Annotated in this window: 10 protein-coding genes; 1 reads left to right on the top strand and 9 read right to left on the bottom strand. The window is 63.2% G+C overall.

Annotation, left to right across the window (positions count from 1 at the left end):
- The first annotated feature begins 63 nt into the window (after positions 1-63).
- Positions 64-1,269 (top strand): lipid-A-disaccharide synthase, encoded by a 1,206-nt coding sequence (gene lpxB, locus KF757_08110; protein ID MBX3322939.1) that lies wholly within the window; start codon positions 64-66, stop codon positions 1,267-1,269.
- 5 nt (positions 1,270-1,274) lie between these two features.
- Here the strand turns inward: lpxB and KF757_08105 are convergent, their stop codons facing one another.
- From KF757_08105 to KF757_08065, 9 genes are all read right to left on the bottom strand, one after another.
- Positions 1,275-2,051, bottom strand: coding sequence for a prepilin-type N-terminal cleavage/methylation domain-containing protein (locus KF757_08105; protein MBX3322938.1), 777 nt, complete (start codon positions 2,049-2,051; stop codon positions 1,275-1,277).
- The gene (locus KF757_08100) at positions 2,052-3,539 is read right to left on the bottom strand and encodes a PQQ-binding-like beta-propeller repeat protein (GenBank protein MBX3322937.1); all 1,488 of its coding nucleotides are present in this window, start codon (positions 3,537-3,539) and stop codon (positions 2,052-2,054) included.
- Between the two features lie 69 nt (positions 3,540-3,608).
- The gene (locus KF757_08095) at positions 3,609-4,454 is read right to left on the bottom strand and encodes a hypothetical protein (GenBank protein ID MBX3322936.1); all 846 of its coding nucleotides are present in this window, start codon (positions 4,452-4,454) and stop codon (positions 3,609-3,611) included.
- 836 nt (positions 4,455-5,290) lie between these two features.
- Entirely contained in the window at positions 5,291-6,274 is a 984-nt protein-coding gene (locus tag KF757_08090) for a hypothetical protein (GenBank protein ID MBX3322935.1), read from the bottom strand.
- Positions 6,275-6,284: 10 nt separating this feature from the next.
- A complete protein-coding gene (locus tag KF757_08085) occupies positions 6,285-7,814 on the bottom strand; it encodes a hypothetical protein (protein ID MBX3322934.1) in 1,530 nt (509 codons plus the stop codon).
- Positions 7,811-10,609, bottom strand: a complete 2,799-nt coding sequence (locus KF757_08080; GenBank protein MBX3322933.1) for an aminotransferase class I/II-fold pyridoxal phosphate-dependent enzyme — start codon at positions 10,607-10,609, stop codon at positions 7,811-7,813. Before KF757_08080 ends, KF757_08085 begins: the two co-directional genes overlap by 4 nt.
- A gap of 16 nt (positions 10,610-10,625) precedes the next feature.
- Complete coding sequence (locus KF757_08075; GenBank protein MBX3322932.1) at positions 10,626-11,600, bottom strand: carbon-nitrogen hydrolase family protein; 975 nt, start codon at positions 11,598-11,600, stop codon at positions 10,626-10,628.
- Positions 11,597-12,922 carry an aspartate aminotransferase family protein gene (locus KF757_08070; GenBank protein ID MBX3322931.1) on the bottom strand — a complete coding sequence of 442 codons (1,326 nt, stop codon included), beginning with the start codon at positions 12,920-12,922 and terminating at the stop codon, positions 11,597-11,599. The genes KF757_08075 and KF757_08070 overlap by 4 nt, the downstream gene beginning before the upstream one ends.
- A gap of 164 nt (positions 12,923-13,086) precedes the next feature.
- Positions 13,087-13,785, bottom strand: a complete 699-nt coding sequence (locus KF757_08065) for a hypothetical protein (protein MBX3322930.1) — start codon at positions 13,783-13,785, stop codon at positions 13,087-13,089.
- Positions 13,786-14,486 lie beyond the last annotated feature (701 nt).

The following is a 14,486-nucleotide window of genomic DNA, read 5'->3' as shown; positions in this document are numbered from 1 at the left end:
GTGGCGCCCAATCGCCCGATCCCATCCATGGCCGGCGTTGCGACCACACCTACGATTCGCCTCATGTCCGGCTTGCGTGACAGGCCTGTGCGCATTCTCTTTACCGGCTTTGAGCCGTCGGGCGATGACCACGCTTCGGCCGTGATCGCCGAGTTGCTCGCCCGCCATCCGCAGACCGAGGTGTTTGCGTGGGGCGGGCCGAAGATGGCCGCTGCGGGCGCGAGCGTGGTTGAGCAAACCGGTCGCGATGCGGTGATGGGTGTGCCCGGCCTGGGCAAGATTCTTGAGCACCGCCGCATCAACAAGCGCATCAAGGCATGGCTGGCCGAGCATCCGATCGATGTGCATGTGCCGGTCGATTCACCGGCGGCCAACTTCCCGATCTGCGCGATGGCCCGCGCGTCGGGCGCCAAGGTCGTGCACCTGGTCGCGCCGCAGGTCTGGGCGTGGGCGAGCTGGCGGGTCAACAAGTTGCGGCGGCTGACCAGTTTCGTCTGCTGCCTGCTGCCCTTCGAGGAAGCGTGGTTCCGCAAGCACAACGTGCGGGCGCGCTTCGTGGGCCATCCGTTGTATGACCATCCGCTCGATCTGGCCGCGCTCGATGCGGCGATCGCGCGGTGGAGCGAAGGGACGCCCAAGATCGCCCTGCTGCCCGGTTCGCGGCCCGCCGAGATCGAGGCCAACTTTCCGCTGCTGCTCGCGGCGTTCGGGCGCATCGCATCCGAACACCCCGGCATGGCGGGGGTCGTCGCGGTGGCGCGGCCCGAGACCGAGAGCGTTGTCTACGGCATGGCGGGCGGCGCGCCGTGGCCGGCGAAACTCAGTGTCGTGAGCGGCCAGACAGACGCGGCGATCCGCTGGGCCGATCTGTGTCTGGTGGTCTCGGGCACGGTGACGCTCCAGGTCGCGCGGCAGTACAAGCCCATGGTGATTGTGTACAAATCAAGTCGCCTGATGTACAACCTCATCGGGCGGTGGCTCGTCAAGACGCCTTACTTCAGCCTGCCCAATCTCATCGCTGGCCGCCGCATTGTGCCCGAGCTGGTGCCGCACTTCGGCGGGCCCGATGACATTGTCAATGAAGCCGTGGGGCTGCTCGAACGGCCCGAACTTGTCGAGACTCAGAAGCGCGCGCTGCGTGAAGTGTCCGCGGCGTTCGAGGGCCACAACGCGGCATCGGCTGCCGCCGAGGTCATTGCGCGCGTCGCGGGACTGACGCAGGCTTCGAGTCTGACACCCGAACCAGTAGTCGTCGCGCGGGCCGATTAAGTGACCTACCAGTTCATCCAGTCGGGCACATAGCGCCGCATGTCGAGTGAACCGATGATGCCGTGGGTCATCTGTTCCTTGTCGCCCTGCTCGACCTTCCCGCTCACGTCGGCCGAAAGTGTTGCAACGGCCCCGGCGTGGCGAAAGGCTGTCGTGGGGAAGGAGTTGGTCACCCATCCGCGGCGGGCCTGATACAGCATCGGCGGGTCGAGCAGCGCGCTGTTGCGCGGCGGGCTGCCGGGCAGGAGCGTATCGGCAAAGATCAGCAGTTCGGCGGGCTGGCGGATCTCCCACGTCCTCCGCCACGGGCGATGGCCGATCTGCATCGACCAGCCGGGTGTCTTTGAAGGGCTCAGGTAGTAGCCGTTGTAGCCGTAGGTTGTCGTGATGGTGCCGGGCGCGGTCTGCGCGGCGTATGTGCCCCACGGCTGATTGGGGCATTCGAACACGCTCAGGTCGTGCAGCGTCGCTTCGAGGTATGGCGCGAGAAACCCGCGCTCGGCTTCGACCGTGCCCGAGATGTTGCCCACCGCGCCGAACCAGTACACGGTGTCCGACTCGTGCCCGGCGGGTGGCGCATCGGCCGCGGGCATCGCGTAAGACTGAAAATCGTCGGCGTAAACACTCCACGCCACGCCCAGCTGACGCAGGTTGGACAGGCACATGACCGTGCGGGCTGTCGAGCGCACGCTCGACAGCGCGGGGACGAGAATGGCCAGCAGCACCGCGATGATCGCGATGACCACGAGAAGTTCGATCAGAGAGAATCCGCGTCGCATCATCTATGAACACCCTGCTGCGTACTGGGCCAGAAACAATTGTACGTCGAAAAAGTCGAAGAGTCCGTCGCCGTTGAGGTCGGCCGCCGGGTCGCGGGCCGAGAAGGCCGCCAGGAACGCGATGGCGTCGAAGATGTCGATGGTGCCGTTGCCGTTGAAGTCTCCGGGGCAGTTGACCAGTGCTGCGGCGAAGGCCGCGACGCCTCCGGCGCCGACGCCGAAGAACTGCCCGCTTGCTGTGGCCGCCGAGATCGCCGCGCCCTCGATAGTCTCGACCACGAACCCCGCGTCGGTCGGATGTTTCGCGAGATCCAGTCGCAGCGTGCGCGGCATGGGGCCCAGCGGATCGTTGGCAGCGGGCGGCGCGGGCGCGAGCGCTTGATTCATGGTTTCGAGCGCGACCGGCGTGAAGGTCCAGAATCCAGCCGCGGGCCCACCGGCCAGATGCGTATCCCATGCGCGGCTGACGCTTGCGCCATGATCGACATACAGCGACAGCGACGGCTGCGACCCGAAGCCTGCGATGCCCGCCGAGAGCAGAATGCGTCCATCGGCCAGCGGCACGGGCGTCGCGTCGGTGCGGTTGCTGGGCACTGACCAGATGACGGTGCCCGTCGCCGCGTCGATCTTGATCATGTTGGCCGACGAGAGTCCGCCGAAGAAGGCGTAGCTGGCCGCGTAGGCAAAGCCGTCGCGCACGCTGATCCCCCCGAAGAAGCCGAGGCCCGTCGGGTTGATGGCTTCGAACAGCGGCGCGTGATCCGCGACCGCGGTGGCGTCAAAGGCCAGCACGCGGCCGTCACTGGTGGCGATGAGCACGCGATGTTCATGCAGCGCGGGCGTCGCGCCCGAGAGCGGGCCGATCGCGCGGCTCCAGACGAGGTCACCGGGCGCGAATGGGTTGCTGATTGCATCGAAGGCATCGAGATTGATCGCGTAGAGTCGTCCAGGCTGAGCGCCGAAACCGAAATCGGTCATGAACGCGCGTGCCGCGCTGCCTGCGTTCTCGACGATGAGCGGCGCGGCGTTGACGATGTCGCTCATTGTGCCGATTTCCCAGACTGTGGCGCCGTCGGCCAGCGACAGAGCCTTGATCGCGCGGCCGCTGGCGACGATCGCCGTCGCGCGCGATGTGTCGATCGCGGGGGCTGACCATGAATCGGCGACCGGCTGGGGCATCGGCGCCATCCAGCGCACGTTGCCGTCGGCGCTCTCGATCGCGATGGCGAAGAAGTCGTTGCCGATCCAACCGGTCGCGACGATCACATCGGCCGCCGCAACGAGCGAAGCCTGGCCGACGAACTCGATGGCCGCGCCCTGCGCGGTCGTGCTGCGCACCCAGGTGGGCGAGCCGATGGCCCCGGCCAGCGCAAGATCGATCGCGGCGACGCGCTCGGGCCCGCGCGCGTGATGCGTCCAGTCCTGCGCGCTCGCCCCGGGGCACAGCGCGGCCGCGAGCGCGCTGGCTGCCAGCGCGCGGGTGCTACTCATGCATCGCGTTGTCACGTTGTTTCTCACAACACCCGGAGCCGACCTTTCGATCGGCCCGGGCGATCTGTCTCAGAAGCAGCCTCTCTCCTTGGCGCTGCTTCTGCTCCTCCGTAGCGCCAGCCCGGCGCCCACCATGAGCGCCGCCAACCCACCCGGCGCAGGAACCACCGACACCGCATCGATCTCGAACGGCTCGAACGAATCGCCGCCGTGCGTGAAGCGCAGATATCGTGCTTCGCTCAGGCCCGAGGAGGCCAGATCAAGCCCGATGCCGCCGCCCGAGGTGCCGTAGAGGGCGATCAGTTCGGCGTAACTGAGTCCCGCGACATCGCTCAGGCTAAGCGACGGGTCCATCGCGACGCGAAAGTCGCTCTCGATGCTGCCCGGCAAGGCGTCAAAGGGCCCGCTGTCGAGGTAGCCCAGCGTCGGGAAGAGGTCCAGCCGCCGCATCTCGACTGTGAACCAGTGCAGGTTGTCGTTGCTGGCCTCGATGAGCACGCTGGCCCCAACGCCAAACAGTGTGGGCGCGTTGCCGACGAGTCCGGATGGATAGCCGACGTCGATGAAGCCCGCGTTGGCGAAGACGATGAAATCCACACCGAAGGCGTGATGCGCCGCATCGCGGATTTTGCGACCCATGCGCAGCGTGATGCTGCCGCCGTGGCCGATCGAGACGATCTGATCGGTCTCGAAGGGCGGGCTGAAGGGGCTGACGACGCTGGGGAAGCCGAACGAGGCCCCGCTCATGCGGCTGGCGGCCCCGAGCGCCGCAGCGGGGTCGGTGTAGCCGAAGGCGGGGTCCGTGCCGGGGTCATAGTCGATGACGGCGCTGGCCCAGTGTCCAGCCGAAGCACCCCCGGCGGCCAGAGCGATCGCGGCCGAGGCAGCACACACAAAAACACCATGTTCTTTCACAACAAACCCATCCGGGCCGATGGCCCCGCAGCGTTCTGTTTCGCGCTGAACGCTCTCCCGCCAGTGTCTGACGGCGACTCGCGGGCTGATCCGGGTACTTCGGACGCGGGGAGAAGCGCGCACCGACAGCAGCCGGGCCCCAAGCGCGAGGGCCGCACCATGCATGTCGATGGCAGGTCTTCCGGCTCAGGGCTCTGCGAAAACCGGCCTTCCCGTCCAATCTCTGGACAGTGACCTCGACCGAGCCGGGCATGACCCGGAGCCTCTCGCTCGAACGCTGACTGAGATCGGTCCCGGTGTGCCGCGAGCCCTTGCCCGCCCGGTGCGAGCTCTTGCCCGCCCGAATCACTCCGTTCCCGATCAGCCCAGCGTGGCTCGCATCTTCGCCCTCTACGGCGGCGCGTCCGCGGTGGATTCTGACCACACTTCCCTACTCCCCGCCCTGGCCCAGTGACTCCGTTATCTGTATTCGGAGCCCGCTGCACCAGCACGAGGCCTGCCCGCTCCCGCGCGGGCACCAACGACACGCTCAGCGTACACGATCTTGGCCGTGTGTCAAGGGGTGTGGAGAGATTGTCTGGGGTAGGGGTGGGAGGGAGGCACTAGGCACTGGGCACGAGGCACCAGGAAAGGCGGGGGGGTATGCGGTGGGCGGTCCGGGTCGTTGATGGTGGACATGCAGAGCCATGGCCACCGCGCCGGGCATTCGCCCCTGTGAGGCGAGAAGGCGATCGGGCATTGTGCGCCTTCGCCTCATCGAGGCAAAAAAGCGGATGCGCAACCCGTGGAGAGCCATTGGGGAGTGCAGTCGAAATGGTGCGGCTGCGCTCCCTTTCTCATGCGCGGTAGGTCACCGTGAACGCTTCGGGCGCAAAGGCCGCAAAGCCGTAAGAGCGCTCGCACTGGGGCCACACATAGCGCGCCGTGCCCGCCGAGGGCTCGCAGACGAGCGTGTACAGCGTCCCCGAGCCACGCGACCACTGCGTGCGAAACAACGGAGGATCGAGAAAGCGGGCGATGATCGCTTCGAGGCTCGACTCGGGGTTGTGCAGCAGCGCGGACAGATACTCGTGGCGAGCGCAACTCTCGACGAAGCGCTCGTACGCGGGCCACGCGACCGCGTCCTGATGATTGGTCGAAACCGGAGTGTCGGTAACGCGCGCTGCGCGGCCCGGGCCGACATGCACCGTCGCGCCGCGGCCCGCAGCGTCGAGCAGCGCGAACGTGTAGGGCATCGCGACCGGCAGCCGAGACAGCGCCGCGCTCGCGGCCGCGACGCTGTCGCAGGTCTGGAGCAGGTAACGCACGACCAGCGAAGCGGCAAAGCCATCGCCGGTGGCGCGGTCGCCACCAAAGGCCAGCGCCACGGCCAGCCCCGCGTCGCTCACGCCATCGAGCGCCCCCCAGAGGCAATCGGTCGAGACGATCGTTCCCACGCCAAGCCAGCGGGCTCGAAGAATCACCGCGTCGCACAGGTGCGGGGCGTGGTCGTAGTTGCGCACGAGCGCAGCGCGTCCGTCGCGCACGACCGCGGCCTGCGAGCAGCCTCGCACCATGGGAGGCGGACGGTACAGCGCGAGCAGGCGCGCGTCGAGGTGGCCGGCGCCCACCAGATCGCACAGATCCTCGTGCAGGATGGCCAACTCGGGCATGTGGTCGCGCAGCATCTGGCGCGACTGAGCCAGCGCGGGGCGGGCCGCTTCGCCCTCGCGCATAAACCAGCGTCGATACGCCGGAGCATACTCGCTGTAGATCGCCGCGAGCGCTTCGCCCGGCTGAGGCTCGTCGATCGCGCGGAAGGTGGTTTCGAGCTGCATCATGCGGGCCGCGTCAGAGCAGTTTGAAGTCGTGCGGATCGAGCGAAGGCTCGGGAGCCTCCGGCACCAGCGGGGCGCCCGCGTACTGGCTGCGGATGCCGTCGATCCAGGCCTTGGCACGCTCGGTCAGGTTGAACTCGTCATCCATGAAGCGGCCGGGACTCACAAGAATGCCCAGCTCGGCACCTTTGTAGCGATAGTCGCCTGCGCCGCTGATGCGCAGGAAGAACGCGCGGTTCTCGTACTGCACAGTGCGGCGATGGGTCTGCGGGCGGACGTAGCGGATACCGCCGCCGGGGACCAGCTCCCACAGACCGCTGGGCGGGGCGTGCGTGATGCGGTCGATCTGATCGTCGGTGAACTTGATGACAAGCTGGCTCCAGGAATCGATGTTGTCAGGGTCGGCCCAGCGCGCGTTGAGACTGTCGACGTCGAGGTTGTACTCGACCCCCATCCACTCGAGGAGGTGAAAGAGCACGAGAGGGGCGTCGGCGTGCGCAAAGGCCGCGAGATTGGTCATCGAACTGGCGCCCGTGATGCGCGGATTGCACTCACCAAGATACACCTCGCCCGAGTCGAGATCGACCAGAAAGTCGAGCTCGAAGTATCCCTTGTAGCCCATCGCGCGCAGTTCTTCGCCAAATGAGAACGCAGCCTCGCGGGCCCGCGCGCGGATCCCCGCGTCGAAAGCACCGGCGAAGACCTCGTTGCCGCACCACCCGCCGCGATAAGGCGTGAGTTCGGGAAAGCCGACCAGTTCGGTCATGAGCGGGCCGACGATCGTGCCATGACGTGTAGCGCAGGCTTCGAGCGCGGCGCCGCGGCAGCGGATGCGCTTCATCACCTTGACCTCGGGCGCACTGATGATCTGATCGGCGTATTTCTTGAAGTCGGCTTCGTTCGAGACGAAGAAGGTCGTCTGGCCCGAATCGCCATAGGCGGTCTGAATGACCAGATCGTCGCCCAGAGGCCGGGCCAGCTCGCGCAGGGCTGCGTACGAATCGACACGGCCAAGGACATTGGGCACTGACTGCACGCCGGCACGGTTGCCGATGCGCGTGGTTTCCATCTTGTCATCGACTTTCGAGCGCAGCGCGGCTGGCGGGAAGGCGACCTCGAGCCCCAGACTTCGGCACAGGTGCTCGGTCATTTCGTCAAACATCAGAAAGAGGGCCTTGCCGCCCGCGCCACGATCGCCCACCAGTTCGGCCACCGCAGGGTGCGACAGAAGATAGTTGTTGATGTCCTCGATCGACGTGAACGGCTCGTGCTCGATCGGAGGCGGAACGAAGACGTTGGGGTGCTGACCGTCGAAACTGTCGATCGAGTTGATGAACGTGAAGTTGCGGATCCATTCGTCCATGCCAAGCAGATTGAAAGCGGTGGCACTGACGAAGTAGATCGGTCTGGTGTTGCGATGAAAGTAGCGGCGGATGTCGGAGAGCCCATCGAGCACGCGGGCCTGACGCGACACCGGCTGGTCCGAAGTCAGCGGGCGGCTGTAGCGATTGGTTTGCGGGGCGAGTGTGGTATCGGGCGTCATGACGAAGGCTCTCCGGGTTGAGCGGTGACAGAGCGAATCTGAGGATACGCGGCCTGAACAGGATTTCGTGCCGCGTGACGCAGGGCGGCTTCGGCGAAGACGCGCAGACCGTAACGCGGACTCAGGCCGTGAACTTCCTTGACATCCACCGCAGCAAGATATCCGAGGATGTCGGGCGTGATGACCTGTCCGGGGACGAGAATCGGGAAGCCCGGCGGGTACGGCGTGACGAACGCGGCCGAAACATACTCGCGCGACGGATCAGGAACCGCCCCGCCCGGTCGAAGCCTGAGCCATTCGCAGCAGGCGTCGTCGTACGCAAGAAAAAACGCGCGTCGCAGATCGCCTTCGGGTGTCGTCGAGCCGGGAGTGCGAAATGCGTCGTGAAAACGGCTGAAGTGTGGCAGAGCGGGCGCGCTGAGCAGTGACTCGACGCGATCGGTGTGCAGCGCCAGGCCCGAGGCGCTCTCAAGAAGCAGACCTTCGTCGATGTCGCGCGCAATGCGTGCAAGCACATCGACCAGATGCGCCACATCACCGCGTGTGGTGCCGATATTGGTCAGGAACAGAGCAGTGTTGCGAGAGGTCTTGTTGATCTGGATGTCGTACTGATCGAGCAGCAGGTTGCGGAACGTGTTGCCATCCAGGCCGCTGGCACCGACATGCACCGTGACGCGCGTCGGATCGAGCGTGAACTCGTCTTCGAGCCAGGCCCGCTCCATCGGGCCCCATCCGCGTTCGACGTTGTAGTAAAACTCGAGCCCCGATGGTCGGAACTGCGGCGGGATCATGTCGGCCGGACGCAGCACAGAGAAATAGCGGCGAATCGCGGGGTGCTCGTAGATGCGCTCGCGCAGCGTCATCGCCAATCCGATGCTGCGTTCGACGAGTTCATAGCCTTCGATCTCGAACTGACGTCGCCCCACGTCGAGCGATGCGACTATCTGATAGTTCGGCGAAGTCGAGGTGTGCGTCATGAACGCCTCGTGAAACGAGTCTGCAGACTTCTGCTCAAAATCCTCATCGTGGATATGAATCATCGACCCCTGCCGGAGCGATGTAAGCGTCTTGTGTGTCGATTGCGTCGCATAGACACGCACACGAACGCGTTCAGGGTCGGGCATCGGGTCAATGCTTGCGTCCAGAAGAGAGTCGGTCTCCTTCTCGATCGGGCGCTTCATATACGCTTCGCGATAAGCGGCGCTGCGAAACTCATCTCGCAATGCCTTGGCCGCGGGCATCGCCGTTCGGCGGCGCAGGACTGGGCTGGCCGATGCAAACGCAAACCACGCTTCATCCCAGAGGAAAATCATGTCCGGCTTGATCGCAAGCACTCGCCGCATGACACGCTGAGGGTCATAGGTCAGGCCGTCGAATGTGCAGTTGGTCAGAAGCAGCATGCGCACGCGATCGAGTTTTCCTGCATCGCGCAGGGCCAGCAGGTTGCGCTCGATCGTATCGAGTGTCACGCCGCCGTACATCGAGTATTGCGTAAGCGGATACGAATCGAGATACACAGGCTGTGCGCCGGCCAGAACCATCGCGTAATGGTGCGATTTGTGGCAATCCCGGTCAATGAGCACGATATCGCCCGGGCGCACCAGCGCCTGCATGACAATCTTATTCGCTGTCGATGTGCCGTTGGTGACGAAGTATGTGTGACGCGCGCCGAATGTTCGCGCAGCGGCATCCTGAGCGCGCTTGATCGGTCCGCGAGGTTGAAGCAGTGAATCCAGCCCGCCGCTCGTGGCAGAAGTTTCCGCCATGAAGATATTGGGTCCATAGAACTCGAGCAGATCGCGTGCCCAGTGCGAGTTGGTCATCGACTTGCCGCGCGCGATCGGTAGCGCATGAAAAACCCCCGTGGGCTTGCTGCTGTACTTGCGTAAAGCTTCGAAGAATGGGGCGTCAAACTTCGCCTGCATGCCCTTGAGCACGCTCAGGTGTTGCTCCATGAACTGATCGAGCCTGTAGAACGTTCGACGGAACTCGGTCCCCATGTTCCCAGCAACACGTTCCAGAGGCGTGTCTGTCACCAGGTACAGATCCAGTTCCGGACGCAGTTTTCGTAGAAATCGAGCAAGGTGCAGGCTGCGATCGAGCCCAAAACTCGTCGGCATCGGATCGGTCGCAAGAAAGTGAAGATAGCGTCCGAACATCGGATGTCGATTGCTCGATCGGTAGGCGTAGTTGTATCGCAGGAAGCACGCCTGAATCGTCGGGTTGAAGAGCACCGCTATTACCGCGTCCTCGACGCTCGGTACCGTCACGATGTCGTATGTGAACTCGTCTGTGTCGCGACGACACGCAGCAAAACCTGTACGCAGTTCTGTTTCATCCTCCGCGTCCATGTCATCGACAAAGAGGACTTCAAAGTAGGGCCGAACACGACGCTTGCTCCCGCTTTCCTCAGATTCGCTGTTCCCGTTCCCGTTCCCGTTGCCGTTGCGCGCCGCTGCGCCGCGCTCTCGATAGGCATCACCAACCAGCAAGCGCACAATGCCGGCAGCCTCGCGTTGAAGGTCGACAAACTGCTCGCGCGCGAAGAGCCTGTCGAGTTCTGCAACCTTCCGCAAACCTGGAAATGCCCAATAAAACTCGAGGCATCGCAGCGTTACGAAGTTGTCTTCGACTCGGGACCGAGGCTCGGCGATATCACGACCGCCGCGCGCAAAATCGCGCAGCCATGCGCAGTTCACCAAAAGTTCGTTCCACGTATCCATGCGCAACTGCGGCGCGTCATAGGTCCGTACTGATCCCAGCGCTTCTCTCGTTGCGTCGTGGCTGTCGCTCATGTGTGCCCTCCTCGGCTCATGGCAGACCACCTCCGGGCGGAGGGGTTGGTGGCACGTAGGGTTGAGCAGCGGTCAAGCCGCCATCGTCGATATGAGGCTTCGCAACTGAGAACGGGGTCGGTGTCAGACCAGCGCGCGAACCGCGCGCCATCTTCTCGAGCGGGCCGAGAGTCTCCAGATACGGGGGCTGAACTTTGCTGCGGTCGTAGATTGCAAAGTCAACCTTGCGATCGCGGAAACTCTTGAGTGGTTGACCGAGCCCCCGCAGGCCAACCTCGCGCGAACGACCGACGCGCGCCAGGTCAATCTCCAGTGGCATCATCTCCTGACTGTGCCCAGCCTGATAGAGCACATCACCCGTCGGGGCCACCATCAGCGATTGCCCGTTTCCCCCGTCGCCGACACCATTGATGTCGATGACAAAGCATTGGTTTGTTGCAGCAGTTGCGCGAGCGATAGCCAGTTCGACATCGCGATCAATGCTTCCCGTGAGTGTCGGGTGGAGGATGACTTCGGCTCCCATCGCAGCAAGTGTGCGTGTGGTCTCGGGGAACCACATGTCGTAGCAGATACTCACGCCGAAGCGCCCGACTTCGGGCACATCGAACACGCAGAACTCGGTCCCCGACTCCACGCCGGTTTCGTATGGCAGGAACGGGAACATCTTGCGATACCGCGCGATCACGACGCCCTGCGGGTTGATCACCGGGGCGGTGTTGTAAATTCCGGTTTCGGATTTCTCGTACAGGGATCCGGGGATGAGCCAGATCTGATGCTTGGCAGCGAGCTGGCAATACGCCGCTTCAGTTGGGCCTGGAAGTGGAGCTGCGTGTCCCGTCCACCCGCCAAAGGTCGCCAGTTCACTCACCACTACCATCTGCACCCACGGATAGAGATACATCAGCATCTCGATGCGGTCGATGATGTGTTCGAGGTTCGACTGACGCCCCGAGACGTGGAGTTGGAGACCCGCGATCGCAAAGGGCTTCATGACGCGTGACTCTCGGCATATGGCTTGTTGGTCGCAGCATGCTGGCGGATGGCTGATTCAAGAACCGCAAGCCCACGATCTAATTGTGCGTCCGTCATGACCAGTGGCGGAAGGAAGCGAATGACATTACCCGACACGCCCGCAGAGATCAGCAGCACTCCCTGCGCGAGTGCCGAGTCGATTATGGCCTTGACCAGTGCAGGTGCTGGCGTTTCGGGCGGATCGTTGAACTCGACCGCGATCATCGCTCCGAGTCCACGCACATCAGTGATGACCTGGAATTCCTTGGCCAGGCCTTCGAGCTTGTTGCGAATCGACCTGCCGATGTGCTCAGCCCGCGCGTTCAGGTTCAACTCCTTCATGCGCTCGATGGTTGCAAGTGCAGCAGCACACGCAACCGGGTTCCCGCCGTAGGTTCCGCCAACGGTTCCTGGCGCAACGCGATCCATGACGCTTGCCTTGCCGACGACGGCAGCGATCGGAAGCCCACCGCCCATGCTCTTGGCCCATGTCGACAGATCCGGCTCGACGCTGTAGTGCTCACTCGCCGCCCAGCGCCCAGTTCGCCCGAAACCGGTCTGTACTTCGTCAAAAATCAGCATGATTCCGTGTTCGTTGCAGAGGTCGCGCAGCATTCGTACATAAGGCTTGGGCGCGACATTGAATCCGCCTTCACCCTGCACGAGTTCGATGATGATCGCTGCGACCTGCTGTGCTGCAACCGTGTTGCGCAGCGCCATGCGCAGCCTCGCGATCTCCTGACGCGAGAAGGCGGCATCGTCCATCACACGCGATGCCCGAGTTCGCTTGGGATACGGCAGGCGGTACACCTCCGGGACAAATGGCCCGCAGCCAGTCTTGTACTCGACCTTGCTTGTAAGCGTCGAGCACAACAGCGTCCGGCCGTGAAACGCCTCCGTGAAACAGATGACCGCGTCGCGCCCGGTCGCCTGGCGCGCGATCTTGATTGCATTTTCAACGGCTTCGGCTCCGGTATTGACGAGCATCGCCTTGGTCCCGTCCGAGCCCCCGTGTGGAAACAATCGCACCAATTCCTCGCACAGCGCGACATACGGTTCGTACGTCGCGACATGGAAGCAGTTGTGCAGCAGTCGTCCAGCCTGCTCTCGCAAGGCCGTCACAACCGTTGCATCACAGTGCCCGACATTCATCACGCCGATTCCAGACGCAAAGTCGATATACTCGCGCCCATCATCGGCTATCAGCAGCGCGCCCGACGCGCGCTCGATCACAAGCGGAGTGATACGCCCGACACCAGGGCACACTGCCGCCTGACGGCGAGAGAGCAAATTCGAATTCATCCCAACCTCCTCTGTTTTTGCCCATACGAAGACAGCCGCATCCTCTGGATCGGCGATCGAGCATCCGAATGGATCGTAGTGTGAAAGGTGCCACCCCGGCGATGATCAAACACGAGTTCTTCCGCTCCATCGCACGAGAGGTTCAGGCTTCCTCTGCCAGTACCTCACCCCTCCCCTTCGGATACACCCTCTTCCGTTTCAGGCTCAGCTTCCTGAGGCACTGGCATCGGGATCACCAGCGAATCGACCGCTTCGGCAACATACGCCAGTCGATCCACCAACGCAACCAGCGAGCGGGTTCGCTCATCATCAAGGCCAGCTGAAAACGAGATCGACGCGACGCACGGCCCCAGCGGGTCGAAAAAGAACTCCGTCGCCCGCGCGAGCCTCATGGGTGCCTGACCGATCGACCCACCAAAGCTCGAATCTCCCGGTATTCCCTTGGGCATCATGAACCCAGCGCCGGTGTACACCCCGATTTCTCCGCGCGAGATCACGATATGTCGCACAGTTGCGGAACATGCTGTCTGGGCGATCGGTGTTCGACCTGGCCTCGGGCGTACAAAAAAGTGAACGTGCATGATCTGGCCATCTGTCGGCACATTCGAAAATTCTGTCAGGTCTTCAACGTCAAAGTCGGCAAGAATAATGTCAGCACTGTTCTTGTCGTGGAACTGATACACCATGTGCTTCATAACCGGGCGCACTCCCGCGCCCGATTCGACCGAACGAATCTCGATTGTGTTGCGAGTTCCCGTGAAGGTCGTGGAGATGGACGAGCAACCTCCCGAGAGGCAAGCAAGTCCGGCAAGGACAGCCACAGAACGGAACACACGGTTGCGAGGTTTGAATGGGAGTTTCATGGATATGCTTAAGAAGATAGCGACTTGATCCCGCGCAGGCCGGTTCGGGGGGTCTGATGAACAAAAATCCTCGAATCATGCGTGGCAGAGTGAATCTTTCCATTCGCTCTTGAGTATGGAAGAGTGAAAGTCGAACGTCGAGGCGCACCAGCCTTTCGCCGATCGGAGTCCTCCAATGAAACTGAGCCTATTTACGGGCGTGATGTTGAGTGGATGTTTGGTAGCCGGATCTGTCGGTCCAGCTCGGGGTCAATCTCTTAGTGAAAAACCCGGTACCATTCGCACAGGCATGGGGACCACAATCCGCACCAGTACAGGTGTCCCCATGCGGGCGACGCCCACGGGAATGCTCACTGCCGTTCGTGGCCTACCTGGAAGACCCTATAACGGGGGGTACACAGTCACTGGAACCAATCTTTCGGTCAGTGGGAACGGTTGGCACCTCAATGTCAATGGCAGTCTGGCACGCGATCTGGCTTTTGGATCCGGCGGTGTGTGCCACATCGGATCAATTGGTTCGCGGGGCACTCGGTGCGTTACGGTGCGCGATGCCGAAGAAGTGCTGGCGGGGTTGCCGACTCACGTTCGGAATTCGGCCCGCGTACTTCGCGGATCCGATTACGGTTGGTCATACGACGTAATCTGCATCCCTGGTAGAGGGGGTTCGCAGTATGTCTACATTCCCCGTGGCTATGTCTATG

Source organism: Phycisphaeraceae bacterium (genome assembly GCA_019636795.1).
Taxonomy (GTDB): Bacteria; Planctomycetota; Phycisphaerae; order Phycisphaerales; family UBA1924; genus JAHBWW01.
Note: the sequence above shows the minus strand (reverse complement) of the source record. Positions and strands in the feature narration are given on the sequence as shown.

Excerpts from the sequence above, each read along its gene's own strand:
- KF757_08090 (MBX3322935.1), bottom strand. The coding sequence starts at position 6,274 with ATGATGCAGCTCGAAACCACCTTCCGCGCGATCGACGAGCCTCAGCCG.
- KF757_08065 (MBX3322930.1), bottom strand. The coding sequence starts at position 13,785 with ATGAAACTCCCATTCAAACCTCGCAACCGTGTGTTCCGTTCTGTGGCT.
- KF757_08070 (MBX3322931.1), bottom strand. The coding sequence starts at position 12,922 with ATGAATTCGAATTTGCTCTCTCGCCGTCAGGCGGCAGTGTGCCCTGGT.
- KF757_08105 (MBX3322938.1), bottom strand. The coding sequence starts at position 2,051 with ATGATGCGACGCGGATTCTCTCTGATCGAACTTCTCGTGGTCATCGCG.
- KF757_08075 (MBX3322932.1), bottom strand. The coding sequence starts at position 11,600 with ATGAAGCCCTTTGCGATCGCGGGTCTCCAACTCCACGTCTCGGGGCGT.
- KF757_08080 (MBX3322933.1), bottom strand. The coding sequence starts at position 10,609 with ATGAGCGACAGCCACGACGCAACGAGAGAAGCGCTGGGATCAGTACGG.
- lpxB (MBX3322939.1), top strand. The coding sequence starts at position 64 with ATGTCCGGCTTGCGTGACAGGCCTGTGCGCATTCTCTTTACCGGCTTT.
- KF757_08100 (MBX3322937.1), bottom strand. The coding sequence starts at position 3,539 with ATGAGTAGCACCCGCGCGCTGGCAGCCAGCGCGCTCGCGGCCGCGCTG.
- KF757_08085 (MBX3322934.1), bottom strand. The coding sequence starts at position 7,814 with ATGACGCCCGATACCACACTCGCCCCGCAAACCAATCGCTACAGCCGC.